The sequence below is a fragment of the Collinsella ihumii genome (assembly GCF_900046475.1).
In the GTDB taxonomy this organism is placed as follows: Bacteria; Actinomycetota; Coriobacteriia; order Coriobacteriales; family Coriobacteriaceae; genus Collinsella; species Collinsella ihumii.
On record NZ_FCOU01000001.1, the window covers coordinates 30,761 to 53,620 of the forward strand.

A 22,860-nucleotide genomic window follows, 5' to 3' on the forward strand; every position below is an offset into this window, starting at 1 on the left:
CTTCCGATAGTGCCAAGGTATGTCCACTATAAGTCAGCGCTGAAAACAACCCCCTGACGTTCCACCCGAACGAAAGGAAATCGTGCCTCGAAGGAACATATTCGCCATCCCGCCACAACTCTTGACTTGGAGCCAACTCAAAGAGGTACGCTGATATAAGAAGGAAAGGAGCTCCATGAGGATCGCCGAGGTTTCCCAGAAATACGATATCTCCGCCGATACGCTGAGGTACTACGAACGCATCGGGCTGCTGCCGCACATCCGCCGCACCTCGAGCGGCGTGCGCGACTACGGGCAGGCCGACCTCGCGCGCGTGGAGTTCATCAAATGCATGCGCTCGGCGAACGTCTCCATCGAAGCGCTCACCGAATACATGCAGCTCTTCGAGCGGGGCGACAAGACGCTGGCGCTTCGCAAGCAGCTGCTCGAGAACCAGCGCGACGTCCTGCGCGACCGCATCGCCGAGATGGAGGAGGGTCTCAAGCTCCTCGATTACAAAATCGCCCATTACGACGATCTGATCGTCGCGGCCGAGCGAAACATGCAACAATAAGACGAGCGTTCCAACCTCATCAACGCCATCTCACCCATGATCGGAGGCGGCCATGAGCGAATCGACGCATAGGCATACCGGGTCACCCGCAACGCCGAAACCAGACGACGCCGAGCGGCGCGCCGCCGCGGCGCGCATCGTCGGCGCGCTGATCGACGCCCTCGACGCGACGCTTTCCTGCAGGCGATCGGCACTCGAGCTGTCCGTCCTGACGCTCGCCTCCGGCGGGCACCTGCTACTCGAAGACGTTCCAGGTATCGGCAAGACCACGCTCGCCCGCGCGCTCGCCCGCGCCATCCGCGGCAGCGTGGCGCGCATCCAGTTCACGCCCGACATGCTCCCCTCCGATGTCACGGGCGTCTCCATCTTCAACCAGCAGCTGCAGGAATTCACGTTCCACCGAGGACCGCTGTTCGCCCAGATCGTGCTCGCCGACGAGATCAACCGCGCGAACCCCAAGACGCAGGCGGCCATGCTCGAGGCCATGGAGGAGCGCCGAGTCACCGTCGACGGCACGACCTATGAGCTGCCGCGGCCCTTCATCGTCATCGCCACGCAGAACCCCATCGAGATGGAGGGCACCTACCCGCTGCCCGAGGCCCAGCTCGACCGCTTCATGTGCCGGCTCTCCCTCGGCTATCCGGACCAGCAGACGGAGGCGCGCATGCTCATGGCGCCGAGCGGACGCGATCCCCTCGCCTCCCTCAAGCCCGTCTGCAGCGCGCGCGACCTCGCCGCCATCACCGCCACCGCGGCCCGCATCCACGTGGCGCCGGCCGTCGCGTCGTACGCGGTCGCGCTGCTCAACGCGACGAGGACGAGCACCCGCACCAGGCTCGGCGCCTCTCCGCGCGCCGGCCTCGCCCTGCTGGCCATGAGCCGCATGCGCGCGCTCGTCAACGGGCAGGCCGCCGTCTACGCGGGCGACGTGCGCGCGATGGCGCCGCATGTGTTGACGCACCGCGTCGTGTTCAGCGACCCCTCGGTGGCGTCCGGCCCGCTCGAGCGGCAGCAGGAGACCCTCGAGCTCATCCTGTCCGACGTGCCCGCGCCGCACCGCGCATAGGCCCCGAGCGACCGGAGGGCCCCATGTCGCGCCGCGCCACGAAACCCGATGCACCGGCTCGCGGGACCGTTGCGGGCAACGTGCGGCGCTCGCGACGCAGGCTCGCAGCGCGCCCCCTTCCTCTGCGGCCCACCGTCGCCGCCGTCATCGCGTTCGAGATCGCCGCGGTCCTGCTCGTCCTGAGTGCGGGGACGGCGTCGATCGCCCTGATGGCGGGATGCGTCGCGCTGGCCTGCGCGCTCGCGTGGGGATTGGCCAGCGCGATCCTCGGCTGGGCGCTCAGCCCCACGTGGTGCGAGGGGAACCGGGACAGCACCCGTGGATCCGCGGGCGGGCGCGCCCTTCGCGCGATCGCGGCGCGACCGGTCAGCATCCAGACGACGTGGCTCAGGCTCGACCAGCGCGGACGCGTCATCGATCAGGTCGCAGGCGACGCGGAGCCCGAGAATCGCGGCCTGTACTGCACCGGCGGAAGCGTGGTGCGCACGCGCGACCTGTTCGGATTCTGGATCACGCGGAGGACCGTCGCGTCCACCCGCGAGATGTGGATTCCCCCGCGCGCCCACGACCTGCCCGTACCCGAGATCGACCGGCTCGCCGGCCGTGCGCCCGCGCTTGCGCCCGCAGATGTCCGCGAGCGCTCATCCGCCCTGGTCCGGCCCTACGAGAAGGGCGACCCGCTGCGCGCGATCTCATGGCGCCAGAGCGCGCACCACGGCCAGCTGATGTCCTTCGAGCTCGAGCGGGAGCACAACGTCTATCCCGTCGTTGTCGTCGATACGCTCGAGGTCGACGATATCGAATCGCTCGCCGCGGAGGCGTACACCGCCTCTGTCCGTCTCGCCGCGCAGCGAGGGGCGCGCGACGAGGTGCTCGTGACCGACGGGCGCGCACGCGCGGTCGGCATGCACCGGGTCGGCAGGCTCCTCGCCGCCCTGCAGCCCGATGCGCCGCAGGGCGGGGAGGCCCGTCGCCGTGAGGCCGCCCGTCGCAGCGCCCAGATCGCGCGCGCGACCCCCTCGGCGCGCTGGCGTCCCTGCGGCCGACCACGCTCGCCTCCTGCGCGGCGGCGACCATCGTCGCATGCCTGCTCGCGCCGCAAGCCGCAGCCGACGCGCAGCGGCTTCCCCTCGACACGGGCCTTCAATCGAACGTGCTCGCCTCGAACACGGTGAGTCCTATCATGGACCTCAAGCGCGACCTCACGCGACCGCAGGAGACCATCGCCCTCACCTACACCACCACCTCGCGCCAGCCGCTCTACCTGCGCCTGACCACGCTCGGAGACTTCTCGGGCGACGTCTGGCGCATCGACGCGGCCCCCTCCGCGGGCTCCGGCGGCCTGCTCGAGCAGCTCTTCTCCCCTGCGGACCCCACCGAGGACATGCCCCAGGCGCTGCCCGGCTCGTGGACGAGCCCCGATGCCGCCATCGAGACGGTGCGCAACACGAACGCGACCTCGGTCGGCAGCATCCGCAGCATCAGCGCGCACATCAGCATCGATGCGCTCTCCTCGCGGTTCGCGCCCCTTCCCATCGGCGCGTACGACACGCAGACGGCAGATGACCAGTCGCAGGGCGACTGGCGCTGGAGCCCCGACGGGGCGGTATTCGGCACGCAGGCCATCACGAACCGCAGCCAGGTCTATGCCGTCGACGCGGCCTACATCTCCCCGATCACCGACAGCAGCTCGCTGAGCGGCATCGGCGGGACGCTGATCGGCTCGCTCCGGTCGAGAATCTGGTCCGCGAGCCCCGGCGACACCACAAGCGATTGGCAGGCTCGACGCGACTCCTGGCAGGAGCTTTTGGACCAGGAACGCGCAGAAGTCGATGAAGCCTACCTCGCGCTTCCCGACGAGCTGCCGGACCAGATAGCACGCGTCATCGACCTGGCGTCCCAAATCGCTCCGCGCGATGAATACGACGAGCTCACGGGTGAGCTCACGTCGCTGGAGTTTCTGCTCGAATACTTCAACGACCCGCGCTTCACGTACTCCCTCGATGCCCCGGACGGAGACGGTCAAAACAACCTGCAGGTCATCGCGTCGTTTTTGGATTCCGGAGAGGGGTACTGCCTGCACTACGCCTCGGCGTTCGCGGTGCTGGGCCGCGCCCTCGGCGTGCCCACGCGTATCGCGCTCGGATACCGCACGTCCGATGGGCAGGCAGGAGATACCTATGTGGTCACCAACCGCGACCTGCACGCATGGACCGAAGCCTATCTGTACGGGGTCGGCTGGGTCCCCTTCGACGTGACGCCCGGACAAGGGGAGCTTCCCGAGGCGTCGATTGGGCGAACGCTCATCGAACAGGACGAGCCCGACTCCACGCAGCAAGATGCGACCACGCCCGCATCCCCCCTTACGCCGAACACGCCCGTCCAGCCCGACACCCCGATGCAGCAGGCCGACAGCGGCGGCGACGGCGGGCGCAGCGATGCGACCGATCCCGTTCAGCACGCGCTCGCCCAGGTCGTCGCGGTCGCACGGCAGGCGGCGCCGTTTGCAGGCGCGGGCGCGATCATTGCGGCGATCCTTCTCGGCCCCCGTGCGATACGGCGTGCTCGCCACGCGTGGCGCATGCGCGCCGTGGCCGGCGCTGCTCGCAGACGCCGTCTGCCGCGCCCGCTACGACCAGCCGGGCAACTTCATCAAGGACGCGGAGGCGCTCCAGCGCGCCCTGAGCGACCTGCGCGCGGCACTCGAGGAGCAGCCGGGCACCCAGGATGGCGCAAATTGATCCATTCGGCACCCTCGAAATGTCGCCGTTGCGCGAAAATGTCACGCTCGGAGGCACAAGAGGGAGGGGATCAATGACACAGAATGGGCAAAATGTCACGCTAAGAGCGTTTATTAACCCCTTTTAGCGTGCCAAATCGCCCATTCTGTGTCATTGACCCCCTCCCTCTGATTGCGCACCCCACACCGGCGCCGCTCGGGCGCAGCAGCCGCGCGCCTACGCCCGAGCGACGCTCTCGCGCGGAATCGCGGCCGCGACCAGCAGCTCGATCAGACGATTGATGGGCATGCGGTGCTCAGACGACATCCACTGCGTGATGGCCCCCAGCAGCCCGGACAGATAGAACTCGCGCAGCACGCCCTGCTCCGCCTCGCTCAGGCCGCATTCCGGCAGGATGAAGCGGTCGAGCAGCGGCGCAATGATCTCCTTGAGGCGGTCGCCGAAGCTCGGGTCGCCGTTCATGAGCCGCGGCAGGTATCCGTCAAAACGCTGGGCGAGCTCCAGAATCATGCCCATATGATGGCTGAAGTCGAGCGTATCCCCTGCGAGCAGGCGGTCCTGAACCAGCGTACGGACCTGATCGAGAATGTCGTCCTCGATCTGCTCGAACAGGTCGTAGACGTCGCGATAGTACAGGTAGAACGTCGCGCGGTTATAGCCCGCATGGTCGGTTATCTCTCGAATGGTGATCTTCTCGATGGGCTTCACCATGTACAGGTCCCAAAACGCCTTGGTCATGTTGGCACGCGTGAGCTCCGCTGCCTGCGACGGTTTTCTCATCGATCTTCCTTAATGCCGCTTATTTCCATGCATCCCTTATTACCACCACCCTACCGTATCACTGTAAACGGAGTGTTTCGCCACGTTGACTATCGGGCAACGGTTCGGCGACTCGACAATCCCTGCCGGAATGTCGAGCAGCTCTCCCCTCCGCCTTTCTCCTCTTCTATACTAGATGCAAGTGATGTTTAGACAACACGCTGTCGAGTAATCTGAGGAGCTGAAACGCTCATGGCATACATCGAGTTCACCGACGTGCACAAGGTTTACGGGCAGGGCGAGGCAGAGATCCACGCGCTCGACGGCGCCACGTTCACCGTCGAGAAGGGGGAGCTCGCGGTCATCCTGGGCGCCTCCGGCGCCGGCAAGACCACCGCGCTGAACATCCTGGGCGGCATGGACACGGCCACGTCGGGCACCGTGCGCGTGGACGGCCGCGACATCTCCGGCGCGAGCAACGCCGAGCTGGTCGAGTACCGGCGCGCGGACGTGGGCTTCGTGTTCCAGTTCTACAATCTGGTGCCCAACCTCACGGCCCTGGAGAACGTCGAGCTCGCGGCGCAGATCTGCCCCGATTCGCTCGATGCGGCCGACACCCTCGCCAAAGTCGGGCTCGCCGAGCGCATGAACAACTTCCCCGCCCAGCTCTCCGGCGGCGAGCAGCAGCGCGTGGCCATCGCGCGCGCACTCGCCAAGAACCCCAAGCTGCTGCTGTGCGACGAGCCCACCGGCGCGCTCGACTACCAGACCGGCAAGCAGATCCTCCAGCTTCTGCAGGACACCTGTCGCCACGACGGCATCACCGTCGTCATCATCACGCACAACTCGGCGCTCGCCCCCATGGCCGACCGCCTCATCCGGTTCAAGAGCGGCCAGGTGACGGAAATGACCACCAATCCCGCACCCACCCCCATCGCCGATATCGAGTGGTAGGCAGGTGACATGATGGCCACAGCCGCCCGCAAGGATACTGCCCGAACGATACGCAACAACCTCAAGCGCTTCGTCTCCATCGCGGTGATCTGCGCCCTCGGTGTGGCCATGTTCTGCGGCCTGCGCGCATCGTGCTCCGATCTGCGCGAAGCGGCCGACCGCTTCTTCGATGAGCAGAACCTCTTCGACGTGCAGGTGCTCTCGACCCTCGGCCTCGATGACGACGATCTCGCGGCGCTCGCGGATGTCGAGGGCGTCGCCGGCGTCGAGGGCGGCTGGAGCGAGACCGCCTACACGACCGTGGACGGCTCCCATGCGTCGATCGAGGTCAAGACGCTGTCGGAATCGGGCCTGAACGTCCCCCATGTGGTCGAGGGCGCGCTGCCCCAGCGTGCCGACGAGGTCGCCGTCACGCAGAAGTTCATCGACGCGAGCGGGCTGGACATCGGGGACACCGTCGAGATCGACGAGGCGGAGAACGCGGACGAGGCGATCTTCGCGCGCCACCCCTACACCATCTGCGGCATCGTGATCGACGCGTCCGACGTCAACAACCCCGAGCTGTCGTTCCGCTCGAGCTCCACGTCCGACTACACGTTCATCGTGGCCCCAGGCGCCGTCGAGAACACCGACTCCTACACGGTCGCCTACCTCACGCTTGAGGGCACCGAGGGCATGGCGTGCTTCTCGGACGAGTACACATCGGCGGTCCGCGCCGTCACCGACCGCATCGAGGACACCATCCGCGACGACCGCGAGGCCGCGCGCACGGCGCGCGTCAAGGGCGATGCCCAGGCAGAGCTCGACGACGCGCGCGCCGAGTACGAGCAGGAGCGTGCCGACGCCGAGGCGGAGCTGGCAGACGGCAAGGCGGAGCTGGACGACGCGGCGGCGCAGCTCGCAGACGCCGCGGCCGAGCTGGCCGACGGACAGGCGCAGCTCGATGATGGCTGGGCGCAGATCGCCTCGAGCGAGCAGGAGCTTGCAGACGGCCGCGCCCAGCTCGCCGACGGCGAGGCCACGGGCCGCGCCCAAGTGGAAGCCGAGCTCGCCCAGGCCCGCGAGGATGCCCAGAAGACGCTCAACGAGCAGATCGAGGCCGGCCGCGAGAGCGGGCTCATCGAGCTGAACCGCCAGTTCGACGAGGCGCGCCAGGAGGCCCAAGACCAGCTTGACGCAGGCATCGAGGAGGGTTATCAGACCGGGCTCGCGCAGCTCGACGAGCAGTTCGGCGCGGCGCGGCAGGAAGCCCAAGACCAGCTCGACGCCCAGATCGAGGCGGGGTACCAGCAGGGCCTCGAAGAGCTCGACAGCCAATTCGACACAGCGCGCCAGGAGGCCCAGGCCGAGCTCGACGCCCAGATCGAGGCGGGATACGAGCAGGGCAAGGCCACCATCGACGAGAAGTTCGACGCCGCGCGCGCCGACGCCATCGCCCAGCTCGATGAGAAGCTCCAGCCCGCCCGCGACCAAGCCGAAGCGGAGCTGGAAGAGAAGCTCGCTCCCGCCTACAACATCCTGCAGTCTTTTACCACGCAGCTCGAGCAGATCCAGGCGGCCATCGAGCAGACCAGCGGGAACATCGCCTCCTACCAAGAGGCGCTCGCCGGCATCGAGAGCATCGACGCCCAGCTTGCGGCCCTCGACCCCAACGATGAGGGCTACGAGGCGACGAAGGCGGAACTCGAAGAGCAGCGCGCCGCGTACCAGCTTACGCTCAACATCCTCGATTCGCAGGTCGGAGGGCTCGACGCCCTCAACAGCATGCTGGCGAGCGAGCAGAAGCAGGCCGCCACGATCCAGGCGAGCATCGATGGCGTCAACGCCGAAATCGAATCCGCCAAGCAGAAGGCATACGCCCCCATCGAGGCCGCCCGCAAACAGGGCATCAAGGAGATCGAAGAGCGCATCGCCCCTGAATACCAAGCGGCCTTGGACCAGCTGAACCAGACGATCGAAGCGCAGCGCGAGGCCGCGCAGGCCGAACTCGACGCACGCATGGAGGAAGAGTACGGAAGCGCGCTCGACACGCTCAAGCAGACGATCGAGGAGCAGCGCGAAGCCGCGCAGGCCGAGCTGGATTCCAAGCTCGATGCAGAGTACGCCTCCGCCCTCGAGACCTTGAAGCAGCAGATCGAGGAGCAGCGCGCGGCCGCGCAGGCGGAGCTCGATGCCCGCATGGAGGCCGAGTACGCCTCCGCTCTCGCCACGCTCGACCAGACCATCGCCGATCAGCGGGCGGCTGCGCAACAGACCTTGGAGCAGCAGCTCGCGGAAGGGCGCGCCACGGCATATGCGCAGCTTGAGGCGAGGCTTGCGTCGGCACGCGCCGAGCTCGAGGAGGGCGCCGCGCAGCTCGCTGACGCCCGCGCCGAGCTCGTCGATGCCCAGGCCGAGCTCGATCAGGGCCGGGCAGACTACGAGGACGGCCTCGCCGAGTACCAAGACGGCCTCGCCGAATGGCAGGACGGCCGCGCCGAGGCGGACGAGCAGTTCGCCGACGCCGAAGCCGAGCTCGCCGACGCGCAGGCGGATATCGACGCCATCGACGCGGCGACCTGGTACGTCCAGCCGCGCTCATCGCTGTCGAGCTATTCCTCCATATCGAGCGACGCCGATTCCATCGAGGCCATCGGCACCCTGTTCCCCATCGTGTTCCTGATCGTCGCGGTGCTTGTGTCGCTGACCACCATCACGCGCCTCGTCGAGGAGGAGCGCGGCCTTATCGGTACCTACAAGGCGCTGGGCTACCGCAACGGCGAGATCTTCGCCAAGTACCTGACCTACGCGCTCGCCGCGTGCGCCGCCGGCTGCATCGTCGGCCTGTTCTTGGGCTTCATCGCACTGCCCGCCTTCATCTTCTGGGTATTCGACATCATGTACCTGCTGCCGAGCTACCCGTTCCTGTTCGACCCGCTCTACGGGTTCGGCGGCTCGCTCATCTTCATCGTCGCCATCGCCGGCACCGCTTACCTCGCCTGCCGCTCCGAGGTGCGCCGCACCCCCGCCGCGCTCATGCGCCCCAAGGCGCCGCGCTCCGGCTCGCGCATCCTTCTCGAGCGCATCCCCTTCATCTGGAGCCGCCTGTCGTTTTTGAACAAGGTCACGGCGCGCAACCTCTTCCGCTATAAGCGCCGCTTCCTCATGACCGTTGCCGGTATCATGGGCTGCACGGCGCTGATCGTCTGCGGCTTCGCCATCAAAGATTCGGTCGCCGAGCTCGTTCCCGAGCAGTACGAGCGCATCGCGCACTACGACCTCATGGCGGTCACCGAATCCGGCGATCACGACGCCGTCGCCGCCGAGGTGGCCGACGACTCCCGCGTGGACAGCATGGTCCGTATCTATCTCGACTCGACGACGCTCAAATACGGCGAGGACGAGGAGACCGTGCAGCTCATCGTCGTGCCCGACGACTACGCCACCTCCGACAAGCTCTCCGAATTCATGGGCGTGACCTCGCGCGACACCTCGGCGAGCATCGACCTTCCCGACGAGGGCGCCGTCATCACGCAAAACGCCTCCGAGGTGCTCGGGTTCGCCGTCGGCGACACGCTGTCGCTGCAGGATTCCCAGCTCAACCAAGCCGACATCGAGGCCGCCGCCATCGCCCGCAACTACCTGGGCAACTACGTCTACATGAGCGCGACCGCCTATCGCGCGGCGTTCGGCGACGACGCCCCCGCCCTCGCCTCGGACGGGAGCTTCGCCCCCAACGGCATGCTCGTGATCTGCAGCAGCGCCGATGACGCAGCAAGCCTCTATGACGAGATGAGCGACGATTCCCGCTACCTCTCGGTCACGAGCACCGACGAGCTCGCCGACGACTTCAGCCAGTCGTTCATGCTTATCAACGCCGTGGTCGCCATCGTCCTCGGCATGGCCGCGGCCCTCGCCTTCGCCGTGCTGTTCACGCTGTCCACCACGAACATCTCCGAGCGCGAGCGCGAGCTGGCGACCATCAAGGTCCTTGGATTCCGTCCGCGCGAGGTGCACCACTACGTGAACAAGGAGACCATCATCCTCACGTGCATCGGCATCGTATGCGGCCTGCCGCTCGGCTATGTCCTGGGCGATGCGCTGCTCCACGTGCTGCGCATGCCCTCGATCAGCTTCCTGACCGTGGTGACGCCCGTAAGCTACGTGATAGCCGCCGTGCTGCCGCTCGTGTTCGCGCTCGTGGTGAACCTCATCACCAACCGCACCCTCAACCGCATCGACATGATCGAGGCGCTGAAGAGCGTCGAGTAGCGCGACGAGGGCGTTTGCGTGACAGACCCCGCGGCACCTCTTGGTGCCGCGGGGCTGTTTGCGGGATGAGAATTCGGGGTGCCCCCGAAAAACGTGTATATCGAGTTTGGTGCGATTTTTCGGTGGCTTTTGCCCACATGCGCCACACCCCTCAGCATTTGCCCAGTTGTTTCCTGCGGAAATGCTGAGGGGTGGGGCGCATGTGGGGAAAGCTGTCTCAAAAATCGCACCAAACTCAACCTACTTCCTCTATGGGTTTTGCCCAAAACGGATTTTTATGCAGTTTCGTGATGGGAATATACAATTTGAGGCCGCCTGAGCAGTCGACCCACTGAAAGCGAAGGGCCCTTGATCAAGGCTGTGCGTTTGCAAGACCAACGAAGCATCACCTTTACGGTACGCCTCGCTGCCCGCAGCCATCGTGCGGGCACCTACAGCACGACAAGGCTCACGGCGAGCAGTGCGGGCATGACGACGAGCGACATGAGCGTGGACACCGAGACCAAGCCGGCGCCGAAGCGGTAGTCGCCGCCGAACATCTGCGGGAACATCGCCGACACCGTGCCGCACGGCGCAGACAGCGCGATGACCACCACGAGCTTCACCGTGATATCCAGCGGCACGAACAGCAGAAGCGCGATGACGAGGGCCGGCACCACCAGCAGGCGCAGGATGCACGCGGCATAGAGGTTTCGGTTCCTCGCCAGGCTGCGCAGGTCGGTCTGCGCGAGGTAGGTGCCCATCACGAGCATCGCGAGACCCGTGTTGAGGTTGCCCATGTCGGCCACGGCGACCTTGATGACGCCCCCGAGGTCGACCGAGCTCAAAAACAGGACGACGCCGATCGCCACCGCGATCACCGAGGGGTTCGTGATGATCTTTTTGGGCGAGATGGTCGCCCTATCCTGCGAGGCGAGCCAGACGCCATAGGTCCACATGAGCGGCACCTGAGCGGCGATGCACGCGGAGATGTAGAACACGTACTGCTCGCCCAGGACGTTCTGCACGAGCGGGATGCCCATGAAGCCCATGTTGGAGATCATGATGCCGATCTGAGCGGCGCGCATGCGATCGCGGAAGAACAGCCACGCCACGAAAGCGGAGAGCGCCGTGAACAGGAACGACAGCACGAAGCAGGCGGCGCCCGCCGCAAGCTTGTCGGGGTCGAAGCTCGTGGCGAGCGACTGCAGGATCACGGCGGGCGTGGCGACGTAGAGGGCGATGCTCGCCAGCTGCGCCGAGCCCGTGTTGTCGACGAGCTTGGCGCGATACAGGATCGCCCCGATCAGCATCATGATGAACATGGCGACCACCTGCGTGATCATGATAGGCATCGTCGCTGCAACCGACATCGTCTTCGCTCCCCCGCGCATCTACACAAACGCGATTATTGTGGCACAGAGCCCCGAGAAGGGCGGCGAACAATTTGCGGGCTGCTGCCGCAGGGGGCACGGCCATCTCCGAGGTGCGTTCGACCCGCGATTCGATTCCCTCGCCACGTGCGGGTTCTTGGTGCAACCATCAACGTATCACCCGGCCGGAATGCACGGAATTGCCTGCGATTCCGTGCATTCCGGCCGGGTGATACCAGCAATGTTGCATCACGGCGGCCCGCTTCCCGATGTACGTGCGCATCCCAGATGGCGCACGGGAGGGGACGGGCCGGAGCGGCTATCGATCAGCGCTCGGGCAGCGGGCGGATCAAGATGAACGGCGTGAGCTCGCGCGACTGGCCTGCGGGGTTGTCGGCAATGAGGGCCTTGAGCGTATCCTCGTCGAGGTCGACGGACGATGCGTGCCCCAAGATCTCGACGTTGAGGTCGTTGGCGTCGACGATCATCATCTGCACGCCGGTTTCGGCCTCGACCTCGTCGCACACGCGGTCGGGCTCCGCAGGGATGCGGATGCCGTATTCGCCGTACTCCTCGAACTCATGGTCGTAGAGCCCGTCGAGACCGGATACCTCCTGGCCGACCATCTCGTAGAACACGCCCCGGTGCCCGAGCAGCTTGCCCACGCCCGCGCAGACCGCCGCCCAGATCACGCGCGCCGCGCCGACCTCGTTGATGGCGAACTGCATCTTATAGGGGCTGTTCACGCCGATACCGGCCGTCGAGGACGAGGCGAAGCGGGAGAGGAAGCGCGCCAGGCTCCCGACCGGCATGTCCTTTTTGTACACGACGCGCTTCTGGCACAAGGCGATAATCTTCTCGCTTGAGCTCAGCAGGTCGCCCGGCTGCCACAGGGGCAGCACGTAGCGCTTGACCAAGTCGATATAGCTTTCACCGATCTGCACGAAATGCGTCTTGATGGCGCAGCGCGCATATCGCCTGCCCGCGACCTCGATCTCCACGGGCTTATTCTCATTCATCCAGAAATCCATAGAGCTTCTTTCTGTATCAGGGGGAAGAGGGCTCGCGGTCGATGCGGCGTTGAGTGTTGGGATGACATCGACACGGCGGGTCGTGAACCGTCACGCGTGAGCCTGCAATGCAGCGTGCGCGAGCCTCTGGTCCTATTGTTTCTGAATGTCCGGTACTACATGCACGCGAACGCGCAACTTTAAGTTGAGAAAAGGTAGCGCAGGGGTTGATTGGGGACGGGTTCGTTCCAACCCATGGGCGGCCGCGCAGGCCGCCCATGGGTTGGAACGAACCCGTCCCCAATCAACCCCTGCGCTACAGACGCATGCTGAACGTCAAGATGCCCTTGTTGTATGACACGCTCGCCCTGCCGCCGTGCGCCTCGGCGATGGCCCGCACGATGGACAGTCCGATGCCCGAACCGCCCGTCGACGAGCTGCGCGACGAATCGGGGCGGTAGAAGCGCTCGAACAGACGGTTGAGGTCGCCCTCGGGCGCCTCGTCGACCGGATTGGAGACGCTCAGCACGATGCCGCGCACGCCGCCCTCCGCCACGAGCTCGATGGTCGACCCCTCGCTCGCGTAACGGGTCGCGTTGTCGAGCAGAAGGCCCAACGCGCGCGCGACGGCCTCAGGATCCGCGCGATAGTCGAGATGCCCCGGCGTGCGCACCTCCAGGCGCTTGCCGCGCGCGCCCGCCAGCGTCTCGAACGGCGCCGCCGCCTCGCGCACGACCTTTGCGATATCGACCTGGCGCACGTTCAGACGGCTTCCCCCTTCGTCCATACGGCTCAGCATCACGAGCTGCTCGCACAGACCGGAGAGGCACTCGACCTGCTCATGGATGCTGTCGGTCCATTCGTCCTCGCCGTGCTCGATCTTAAGGACCTCGTTTGCCGCATCGATCACCGCAAGCGGCGTCTTGATCTCGCGGCTCGCATCGGTCACGAACCGCCGCTGCTTCTCATAGCTCTCCACCACCGGCTTGAGCACGATATGGGAGAACATGATGACCAGCAGCAAGACCAGCAGCAGGCCCGCCGCGCCGACCACCAGGCTCATCGCGAAGGTTCCCCAGAACTTTGAAAGGTCGCGCCCGCAATCCAGCAGGATGTACATGCGTCCGCCGCCGTCGCCGGATGTCGACGGCGCATCGACCACACAGAACCGGTACGCATCGGAAAAGCCACTGGTGCGCCCCTGCTGCGCGAGCGTCTGCACCAGCTGACGGGCCTCGTCCTCGTCCACCGTGGCGATGCGGTCGGTATAGGCCTCGCCCATCGAGCCGTCCGCGTTGACGACGACCGTGAAATAGCGGAGCTCAAACATCATCTCGACGCTCAGCCCGTACTTGGCGAGATCGCTTTTCAGCTCGCGCTCGCGGTCCTTGCCGGGCTTTTCTCCCGACGCATAGGGCACGAGCCCCTCGCAGCTGGCGATGTAGGCGAGGCACCCGTCGGCCTGCTGGCACACCGACAGGTAGCTCGCGACGTTGATGGCGGCGATGATGGCGGCAAGCACCAGCGTGACGGCCGCCATCGCGCCCACGATGAATCGGCGCCTCAGGCGCTGGATGAATCCGCTGCGCTTCCCCCGGCCGATCACGAGCGCACGCCGTCTTCCGGCTCTAGCGAATAGCCCTGGTTGCGCGCGGCGCGTATGCACTGGTCGGCGCCGACGGCAGCCAAGCGCTTCCGCAGGTGGGAGATGTGCACCCACACCACGCTCAGCTCCTCGGGCGCATCGTCGCCCCACACGTCCGCCCACAGGCGCTCGGTGGGAAACCGGCGGGAGGGGTGCGCCATGAGCACGCGCATGAGCTGGAACTCCCGGTTGGGAAGATGCTCCTGGCCGGCCGGACCCGCAAGCATGCACGAGGCGAGGTCGAGCCTGATGTTGCCCACCGCGAGCGTCTGCGCGTCGAGCGCCGTCGACGCGCGCGTGAGCACGCGGATGCGGGCGAGCAGCTCCTTTGCGGCAAACGGCTTGGTGAGGTAGTCGTTGGCACCGGAGTCCAGCCCGAGCACCTTGTCGGAGATCTCGCTTTTCGCCGTCAGCATGATGATGGGCGTGCGGACGCCGCGCGCACGGGAACGGCTCAGCACGTCGATGCCGTCCATCCGGGGCATCATGATGTCGAGAATCGCCGCATCGAACGATTCTTGGACCAGCGCCTGCAGCGCCTCCTAGCCGTCGAATACCGGCTGCACCTCATAGCCATCGTGCTCGAGAATCGCTGTAAGGGCGCGGGACAGACTGCGTTCATCCTCCGCGAGCAACAACCTCGTAGCCATACGCCGACCCCATCCCAACGCAGTATGAAAACTCAGCAACCGATAATGATAGCGCCCGTACTTTAACCGAACCTAAACGGGGCGAACTTTTGGGGACAGTCCCTTTTTGCTCACGACGGCGCATGTGCGCCGTCGTGAGCAAAAAGGGACTGTCCCCAAAAGTTCGCCCCGTTATTGGGTGCGGCTACTTGGTCAGCAGCTTGGCGATCTGGACGGCGTTGGTGGCAGCGCCCTTGCGGATCTGGTCGCCGCAGCACCAGAACGTGATGCCGCGCGCCGTGTTCGGATTGGAGATGTCGCGACGCAGGCGGCCGACCCAGATCAGATCCTGATCGGACGTGTCGATCGGCATGGGATAGCGGTCGTGCGCGCTCGCCGCCTCGCGGTCGTCGACGAGCTTCACGCCCGGGGCGGCAGCCAAGGCCTCGCGCGCCTCTTCGAGCGTGATGTCGCGCTCGAACTCGAGCGTGACGCTCTCGGAGTGCGAACGCAGCACCGGAACGCGCACGCAGGTGCAGTTCACGCGCAGCTCAGGCAGGTGCATGATCTTGCGGCCCTCGTTTTGCAGCTTCATCTCCTCGGAGGTGTAGCCCTCTTCCTTGAAGCCGCCGATCTGCGGGATGAGGTTGCTCACGAGCTGGGCCGCGAACGCACGCGGCTCGGGGATGGCCTCGCCGCGACCCATGGCGGCGATCTGCGCCTCGAGCTCGGCCATGCCCGGCGCGCCGGCGCCGCTGGCGGCCTGATAGGTCGACACGATCATGCGCGTCACGCCCGCGACCTTGTGCAGCGGCCAGGTGGGCACCAGGCCGATGATCGTCGCGCAGTTGGGGTTGGCGATGATGCCATGATGCCAGGAGATGTCCTCGGCGTTGATCTCGGGAACGACCAGGGGCACATCCGGATCCAGGCGGAACGCGTGGCTGTTGTCGACCACGACCGCACCGGCCTCGACGGCCTTCGGCAGCATCTCGCGCGCGATGTCGTCATCGACGGCACCCAGCACGATATCGCAGCCCTCGAACGCCTCGGGGCGGGCCTCCTCGATCTCGACCTCGCCGCCGGCGAAGGCGACCTTCTTGCCCGCGGAGCGCGCGCTGGCGAGCAGCTTGAGCTTGCCCACCGGGAAGTTCTGCTCCTCCAGGCACTGGACCATCTGCGTGCCCACGGCGCCCGTCGCGCCAAGAATCGCTACGGTGTACTGCTTCATGATGTCCCTCCCATATACCGGACCGGTGGTTTGCTGGGGAATCAGCGGCCAATTGATTCCCTAAAACGGCTGCGGGGTCGGCTCCAGATCCGACGTCTCGACGATGCCGTTCTCATCGGAGAACGCCTTGTAGATCGTGCGAATCGCCGTCTCGAAGTCCTTCTCCTCGACGCCGACGATGATGTTGATCTCGTCGCAGCCCTGCGTGATCATGCGCACGCTCACGCCCGCCTGGCCGAGCATGCCGAACAGGTGGCCCGCCACGCCGGCGCGGCCATGCAGGTTGCGGCCGACCGTGGCGATCAGCGCCAGGTCCTCCACGACCTCGATCTGGAGCGGCTGGACCTCCTCCTGGATGTCGGCGATGAGCGAGTAGAGCGAATCGTGCACGTCATCGGCCTGAACGACGGCTGCAAACTGGTCCACGCCCGTGGGCATGTGCTCGACGCTCACGTTATAGCGCTCGAACACCGACAGGGCGCGGCGCATGAAGCCGATACGGCTCGTCGTGCGGTCGCGCGCGACGTTGATGGCCAGAAAGCCCCGCTTGCCCGACACGCCGGTGATGATGGGCTCGCTCTCGCCCTCCTTGGCGTGCTCGGAGATGATCGTCCCGGGGTCGGACGGCGCGTTCGTGTTCTTGATCACGAGCGGGATGCCCGCCTCGCGCACCGGGAAGATGGCCTCCTCGTGCAGCACCGACGCGCCCATGTAGGAGAGCTCGCGCAGCTCCTCGTAGGTGATGCGGCCGATGGGCTGCGCCTCGGGCACGATGCGCGGATCCGCCGAATAGAAGCCGGACACGTCGGTCCAGTTCTCATACAGGTCGGCACCGAGGCACTTGGCGAGAATCGAGCCGGAGATGTCTCCGCCGCCGCGGTCGAGCAGGCAGATGCGGCCCTCGCGCGTGGCGCCGTAGAAGCCCGGCATCACGAAGCCGCCGCGCGGGGCGCGCTCGTCGAGCAGCTTGGCCGTGCGCGTCATGGACAGCGTGCCGTCGTGATGGAACGCCACGACGTCGGCGGCGTCCAAAAACGGCAGGTCGAGATACTCGGCCATCAGGCGCGCCGTGAAGTACTCGCCGCGGCTGACGAGCTCCTCGGTGCTGAACCCGCCGGTGCGGGCCTTGTCGCAAAACGCGGCCATCTCCTCGCGGATGGGATAGGAAAGACCCAGCTCGTCGGCGATATCGACATAGCGCTGCACGATGTCGTCAAGCAGGTCGTCGCACGACACGCTGTACTTGACGTGCGCGTTCACGAGATACAGCAGGTCGGTGACCTTGGCGTCCCCGCTGCGCCGGCGCCCGCACGCGGACACGACGACGAAACGGCGCGCGGGATCCGCATCGATGATCCCCTTGATCTTCCTGAAATGCTCGGCGTCCGCGACGGAGGAGCCGCCGAACTTGGCAACCTTGATCATGAACCGACTAACCTTCCCCGAAAATCCACCACCGGCCGCCCGAAGACCCACTGCGACGATGCAGCGCGGACGCGACAGATAGCAGGAGCCACTTTAGTAGGTGCAAGTGTACTAGCCGTTTCGTCGAGGGTCAAAACCGGCACGAAACGTCGTCCATTTGTTTCCAAACGGAAAACGTCCTGTGTTCAGCCGCTGGTATCGCAACCCGGATGCACCGCGAGAACCGCGCAGACCGCGACCGCTCTGCTACGATATCTCCACGATTCACTTTTGTTAGATAAAGGGGTGGTTCCCGATGGGTCTGTTCCACAGCACGCGCTCCCGTGAAGCCACGTGCACCGCCAAGCAAGCCATTCGCCGCGGCATCGCGCCCGATGGCGGCCTGTACGTCTCGGACGCGCTCGGCGAGACCACCATCGACGTCGCGACGCTCGCATCCAAGGGCTATTTCGAGCTCGCCCGCGAGGTGCTGGGCATCTTGCTTCCCGACTACACCGCCGACGAGATCGCGGCGTGCGTGGAGGAGGCGTACGGCGGCACGTTCGCGAGCGAGGAGGTCACCCCGCTCGTCCCGCTCAAGCAGGCGCCCAACGCCGACGGCGTCTCCACCTACGTGCTCGAGCTGTTCGGCGGCCCCACGAGCGCCTTCAAGGACGTGGCCCTGCAGATGCTGCCCCGCCTCATGGCGCGCACCGGCACGGGCGACAACGCGGGCGAGAAGATCATGATCGTGACCGCCACCTCCGGCGATACCGGCAAGGCGGCGCTCGCCGGATTCGCCGACGCGCCGGGCTGCGGCATCACCGTGTTCTACCCCGAGGGCAAGGTCAGCCGCGTGCAGGAGCTCCAAATGACCACGCAGAAGGGCGCGAACGTCTCCGTCTGCGGCGTCCGCGGCAACTTCGACGACGCCCAGAGCGCCGTGAAGCGCATCTTCGCCGACACGGAGCTGGCCGCGCGCCTGGCCGACGCGGGCGTCGTCCTCTCGAGCGCCAACTCCATCAACGTCGGCCGCCTCGTGCCCCAGGTCGTGTACTACTTCGCCGCCTACGCGCAGCTGCTGCGCGCCGGCGCGATCAAGGCGGGCGACGCCGTCGAGTTCTGCGTGCCCACGGGCAATTTCGGCGACATCCTCGCCGGCTACTATGCGCGCCGCATGGGCCTGCCCGTCAGCCGCCTCATCGTGGCGAGCGACAAGAACAACGTCCTGTTCGACTTCCTCACCACCGGCATCTACGACCGCAAGCGGCCGTTTTTCACCACCACCTCACCCTCCATGGACATCCTGATCTCGTCCAACCTGGAGCGCATGCTCTACTACGCGGCCGACGGCGACTGCGAGCTCGTGACGAACCTCATGGCCGGCCTCGCCGACGGCGGGTCCTACACCGTCCCCGCCGAGGTGCTCGCCCGCATCCAGGACGTCTTCGGGTGCGGCTGGGCCGACGAGGACCAGGTCGCCGCCGCCATCCGCGACTGCTGGGACGCCAACGCCTACGTCATCGACCCGCACACCGCCTGCGGCTACCACGTGCTCGAAGAGCTCCCCGCCTCCCCCGGCACCGCCGCGCGCGTGCTGCTGTCCACGGCAAGCCCCTACAAGTTCCCGCGCGCCGTCGCCAGCGCGCTCGGCCTGTTCTGCCCTCCGAGCGACTTCGCCTGCATGGACGTTCTCGCCAAGGCGACGGGCACCACGCCGCCCGTCCAGCTCGCGACGCTGCAGCAGAAGCCGACCCTCCACACCGACGTGGTCGACGTGGACGCCATGGGCGCCTTCGTGGAGCACGCGGCCCTGAACCTGTAACCGCCGGGCATCCGCGTCGCGTCTGCGCGCCGCGCGCGAAGGCGGCCTGCAGACGCGACGGACCCGGTCTGATTGGAGTTTGCATGATCAAGATCACCGTTCCGGCCACCAGCGCGAACCTGGGCATCGGCTACGACACGCTCGGCATGGCGGTGTCGCTCTACTCGCACTTCACCTTCGACCGCGCCGATCGCCTCACCATCACCGGGTGCCCCGAGGAGTTCCGAAACGAGGACAACCTCGTCTACGTCTCGTTCGTCGACGCGCTGCGCGAGTGGGACGAGGAGCCGTTCCCCGTATCCATCGACATCCAGACCGAGGTGCCCGTCGCCCGCGGCCTGGGCTCGAGCTCGACCTGCGTCGTCGCCGGCATCATGGCCGCGGCCGCGCTCACCGGCCACACGGTCGACCGCGCCGAGCTCGTCCGCATCGCCACCGCCGTCGAGGGCCATCCCGACAACGTCGCGCCCGCCATCCTCGGCGGCGCCGTCTGCTCGTTCACCCCCGAAGGGGACCTTCCCCGCTGCCTGCGCTACGAGGTATCCGACCGCCTGCGCTTCATCACCATCATCCCGCCCTACGAGGTCCATACGAGCGAGGCGCGCAAGGTCGTGCCCCAGCAGATCCCGCTGTCGAGCGCCGTATGGCAGATGGGCCGCATCGCCGGCATGACGCGCGGCCTGGAGACCGGCGACACCGACCTGATCGCCGCCGCCAACGACGATCGCCTGCAGGAGCCCTATCGCCGGCCGCTCATTCCCGACTACGACGCGATTCGCCGCACATGCCTTGCCGGCGGCGCCAAGACGCTGTGGATCTCCGGCTCGGGCTCCACGCTCATGGCCGTGACCGACGACACCATCGTCGCCAAGTTCCTGCAGGTGAGGCTGCAGGAGAGCTTCCCCGGCTGCGCGACGCATATCCTGACGTGCGACACGGAAGGCGCCCAGATCGAGTACCTGTGATAAACGGGCGGCGAGGCGGGATGCACATTCGATACAGGCCGTGACCGCATCGAACGGCTATGATTGATGGATTCAGACCCTGTTCACGAGGAGCCCATCATGGACGAACCCACCGCCAAGCCGCTTTCACCCGTCGTCACCGCCGCGTGCCTCCTGCTCGCCCTCTCCCCCGCCATCGCGCTGGCGGTCTCATGGGGCATGCTGCCCGATGTCGTCCCTGCGCACTGGGGCGCCGAGGGGATCGACCGCTGGGGATCCAAGGTCGAGATGGTCGCGGTGCCGGCGGTCACGCTCCTCGCAAGCGGCGGCCTTCTCTTTGGCGCACGGCGCACCACGGGCGACGAGCGCGTCTCGTTTCTGAACGGGTCGCTTGGCGAGCGCGCCGTCATGGTCGTGTCGAGCATCTGCGTCTCGCTCGTCGGGCTGGTCTCGCTTATCTGCTGGATCACGGGCGCCCTGGCACCCGAAGCCGCCGGCGGCGCCATCGAGACGGCGACGCTTTCCTGGCAGGTGCTCGGCGTGCCCGCGATCTTCCTGGTGGCGGGCATCCTGCTTGCGCTGCGCTCCCTCAACATGCCCGAGGGCGCAGAGATGCTGCTGGAAGAGCAGTACCATGCGCAGCGCATCGCCGGCGCCATCATGGTTGTCGCCGGCGCCGTCATGGCCGTGCTCTCCGCGCTCGTGCTCAGCGGCACCATGATCCAGGTCGGCCAGGCCGCGATCGCAGCCGTCGCCATGGTCTTCGTCTTCGTGCTGCTCAAGCGCTGGCTGTAACAGCCAGGGCATGGGTCATTTGGGGACGGGTTCATTTCAACCCATGGCTGCGTGCTGCGCAGCCATGGGTTGAAATGAACCCGTCCCCAAATGACCCATGCCCCGCAGTGGAGAATGCGCGATGTCCGCGGCCAGCTGATACCATAGGGAACCAGCAAGCAAGCGAGGACAGGAGATGCGCATGACCCCGACGATTGCCATCATCGGTGCACTGGAGAAGGAAGTCCGTCAGATCTATCAGGAGATCGAGCACGGCACCGTCGCCGAGGAGGCAGGCCTCACCATCGTGGGCGGCGAGTACCACGGGTTCAACCTTGTCGCCACCACGGCGGGCATGGGCACCGTCAACGCGGCGGCGGCATCCCAGCACCTTGTGACCCGCTACGGCGCCAACGCCCTCATCTTTTCCGGCATCGCCGGCGGCCTCAACCCCGCGCTGCACATCGGCGACGTCGTCATCGGCGAGCGCCTGCGCTACATCGACACCGACACCTCTCTGATCGCCGAGTCGGCACCCGGGCTGGAGGAGTTCACCTCCAGCGACTACCTCGTCGGCGTGGCAGAAGAGGTCCTGGTCGCCCACGGCTACATCGACGCCGCGCTCGACGAGCGGCTCACCGCGCCCGGAAGCGCCGCGCGCGAGATCGCGGACGCCTCCCCGTACCGCCGCAACAACACCGACGCCGAGCCGCAGCGCTACCTGCGCGGGACCATCGCGACCGGCAACCGCTTCATCACCGGAGACGAGCTGCGCCGCGCTGTCATCGAGGCGACGGGCGCCGATTGCGCCGAGATGGAAGGCGCCGCCGTCGCCCACGTCGCCGCCAAATGCGGCATCGACTGCCTGGTGCTGCGCGCCATCTCGGACAACTGCGATGAGGCGTACGACGCCTTCTGCGAGCGTACCTTCGACCTGGACGAGTACGCGCGCAGCGCGAGCGGCCTGACGCTCGCCATCATCCGCCGCCTGGCGGGCAAGCTCGGCCTGCGCGACCACGACGCCGAATAAGGCACCCCGCCGACTGAGAGCGACCACCGACCAAGGAGTTCCCTTATGACCGACGCCATCCGCTACCAGACCGCCAAGTTCGTCGCGAGCTACGGCAACGCTTCCAAGATCCCGCCCTCGACCTGCCCGGAGGTGTGCTTCGTCGGCCGCTCGAACGTGGGCAAGTCCTCCATCATGAACAAGCTGTTCAACCGCAAGAACCTCGTGAAGGTGTCGAGCACGCCGGGCAAGACGAGCAACGTCAACTTCTTCGTCGCCGACGGCGTGCACTTCGTCGACCTGCCCGGCTACGGCTTTGCGCAGCGCTCCAAATCCGAACGCGAGCGCTGGGCCGACCTCATCTTCGACTTCCTGGATATGGAGCGCAGCTTCAACCTGGTCGTCTCGCTGGTCGACATCCGGCACGATCCCAGCAAACTCGACCACCAGATGATCGAGTTTCTGCAGGAGGGCGGCTATCCGTTCGTCGTGGCGCTGACCAAGGCCGACAAGCTCTCGCGCAGCCAGCAGGGCCGCCAGCTCGCCACCATCCGCAAGCAGCTCAACGTGCCCGCCGAGGACATCATCGTGACCTCTTCGGCAACCGGCCAGGGCATCGACGAGCTCAAGCGCCGCATCGAGGCCGCCTGCCTCGACGAGGGCGAAAACGAGCCGACCGAGGAGTAGGCAGGACACCCATAGAGCCTCCGAAC

At 66.4% G+C, this 22,860-nt stretch carries 18 protein-coding genes; 11 read left to right on the plus strand and 7 right to left on the minus strand.

Annotation, left to right across the window (positions count from 1 at the left end):
* The first annotated feature begins 175 nt into the window (after window positions 1-175).
* From BN3789_RS00115 to BN3789_RS13390, 4 genes are read left to right on the plus strand one after another with little or no spacing between them, the layout of a single operon-like run.
* Window positions 176-553: a MerR family transcriptional regulator gene (locus tag BN3789_RS00115; protein WP_066828450.1), complete on the plus strand. Its 378-nt coding sequence runs from the start codon at window positions 176-178 to the stop codon at window positions 551-553.
* A gap of 52 nt (window positions 554-605) precedes the next feature.
* Complete coding sequence (locus tag BN3789_RS00120) at window positions 606-1,619, plus strand: AAA family ATPase (protein WP_066828452.1); 1,014 nt, start codon at window positions 606-608, stop codon at window positions 1,617-1,619.
* 23 nt (window positions 1,620-1,642) lie between these two features.
* Window positions 1,643-2,794: a DUF58 domain-containing protein gene (locus BN3789_RS13385; protein ID WP_066828453.1), complete on the plus strand. Its 1,152-nt coding sequence runs from the start codon at window positions 1,643-1,645 to the stop codon at window positions 2,792-2,794.
* Complete coding sequence (locus BN3789_RS13390; protein ID WP_324608417.1) at window positions 2,695-4,437, plus strand: transglutaminase TgpA family protein; 1,743 nt, start codon at window positions 2,695-2,697, stop codon at window positions 4,435-4,437. The genes BN3789_RS13385 and BN3789_RS13390 overlap by 100 nt, the downstream gene beginning before the upstream one ends.
* A 139-nt stretch (window positions 4,438-4,576) precedes the next feature.
* Here BN3789_RS13390 and BN3789_RS00135 read toward each other — a convergent pair whose 3' ends face one another.
* Window positions 4,577-5,140, minus strand: a complete 564-nt coding sequence (locus tag BN3789_RS00135) for a TetR/AcrR family transcriptional regulator (protein WP_066828456.1) — start codon at window positions 5,138-5,140, stop codon at window positions 4,577-4,579.
* A 231-nt stretch (window positions 5,141-5,371) separates the two neighbouring features.
* On the opposite strand from BN3789_RS00135, the gene BN3789_RS00140 reads away from it, so the two are divergent.
* On the plus strand, window positions 5,372-6,073 hold the full coding sequence (locus tag BN3789_RS00140) for an ABC transporter ATP-binding protein (protein WP_066828458.1): 702 nt from the start codon (window positions 5,372-5,374) through the stop codon (window positions 6,071-6,073).
* Window positions 6,074-6,082: 9 nt separating this feature from the next.
* On the plus strand, window positions 6,083-10,324 hold the full coding sequence (locus BN3789_RS00145) for an FtsX-like permease family protein (RefSeq protein WP_066828460.1): 4,242 nt from the start codon (window positions 6,083-6,085) through the stop codon (window positions 10,322-10,324).
* Between the two features lie 431 nt (window positions 10,325-10,755).
* On the opposite strand, the gene BN3789_RS00150 is transcribed toward BN3789_RS00145, so the two are convergent.
* The 6 genes from BN3789_RS00150 to BN3789_RS00175 form a co-directional block, all read right to left on the minus strand.
* Complete coding sequence (locus tag BN3789_RS00150) at window positions 10,756-11,676, minus strand: AEC family transporter (RefSeq protein ID WP_066828462.1); 921 nt, start codon at window positions 11,674-11,676, stop codon at window positions 10,756-10,758.
* A 326-nt stretch (window positions 11,677-12,002) separates the two neighbouring features.
* The gene (locus BN3789_RS00155) at window positions 12,003-12,695 is read right to left on the minus strand and encodes a hypothetical protein (protein ID WP_202615035.1); all 693 of its coding nucleotides are present in this window, start codon (window positions 12,693-12,695) and stop codon (window positions 12,003-12,005) included.
* Window positions 12,696-13,002: 307 nt separating this feature from the next.
* Window positions 13,003-14,292: a sensor histidine kinase gene (locus BN3789_RS00160; RefSeq protein WP_066828464.1), complete on the minus strand. Its 1,290-nt coding sequence runs from the start codon at window positions 14,290-14,292 to the stop codon at window positions 13,003-13,005.
* Window positions 14,289-14,867 carry a response regulator transcription factor gene (locus BN3789_RS00165; protein ID WP_324608418.1) on the minus strand — a complete coding sequence of 193 codons (579 nt, stop codon included), beginning with the start codon at window positions 14,865-14,867 and terminating at the stop codon, window positions 14,289-14,291. Before BN3789_RS00165 ends, BN3789_RS00160 begins: the two co-directional genes overlap by 4 nt.
* Before the next feature lie 298 nt (window positions 14,868-15,165).
* On the minus strand, window positions 15,166-16,191 hold the full coding sequence (locus BN3789_RS00170) for an aspartate-semialdehyde dehydrogenase (protein WP_066828465.1): 1,026 nt from the start codon (window positions 16,189-16,191) through the stop codon (window positions 15,166-15,168).
* A gap of 60 nt (window positions 16,192-16,251) precedes the next feature.
* Complete coding sequence (locus BN3789_RS00175) at window positions 16,252-17,616, minus strand: aspartate kinase (RefSeq protein ID WP_066828466.1); 1,365 nt, start codon at window positions 17,614-17,616, stop codon at window positions 16,252-16,254.
* Between the two features lie 295 nt (window positions 17,617-17,911).
* Between BN3789_RS00175 and thrC the strand changes: the two genes are divergently transcribed.
* From thrC to yihA, 5 genes are all read left to right on the plus strand, one after another.
* A complete protein-coding gene (gene thrC, locus BN3789_RS00180; protein WP_066828467.1) occupies window positions 17,912-19,420 on the plus strand; it encodes a threonine synthase in 1,509 nt (502 codons plus the stop codon).
* A gap of 83 nt (window positions 19,421-19,503) precedes the next feature.
* Window positions 19,504-20,385, plus strand: coding sequence for a homoserine kinase (gene thrB / locus BN3789_RS00185; protein ID WP_066828468.1), 882 nt, complete (start codon window positions 19,504-19,506; stop codon window positions 20,383-20,385).
* A 99-nt stretch (window positions 20,386-20,484) separates the two neighbouring features.
* Window positions 20,485-21,159, plus strand: a complete 675-nt coding sequence (locus tag BN3789_RS00190; RefSeq protein WP_066828469.1) for a DUF1648 domain-containing protein — start codon at window positions 20,485-20,487, stop codon at window positions 21,157-21,159.
* A gap of 181 nt (window positions 21,160-21,340) precedes the next feature.
* Complete coding sequence (locus BN3789_RS00195) at window positions 21,341-22,168, plus strand: 5'-methylthioadenosine/S-adenosylhomocysteine nucleosidase (protein WP_066828690.1); 828 nt, start codon at window positions 21,341-21,343, stop codon at window positions 22,166-22,168.
* 45 nt (window positions 22,169-22,213) lie between these two features.
* A complete protein-coding gene (gene yihA / locus BN3789_RS00200; protein ID WP_066828471.1) occupies window positions 22,214-22,834 on the plus strand; it encodes a ribosome biogenesis GTP-binding protein YihA/YsxC in 621 nt (206 codons plus the stop codon).
* The last annotated feature ends 26 nt before the right edge of the window (window positions 22,835-22,860 follow it).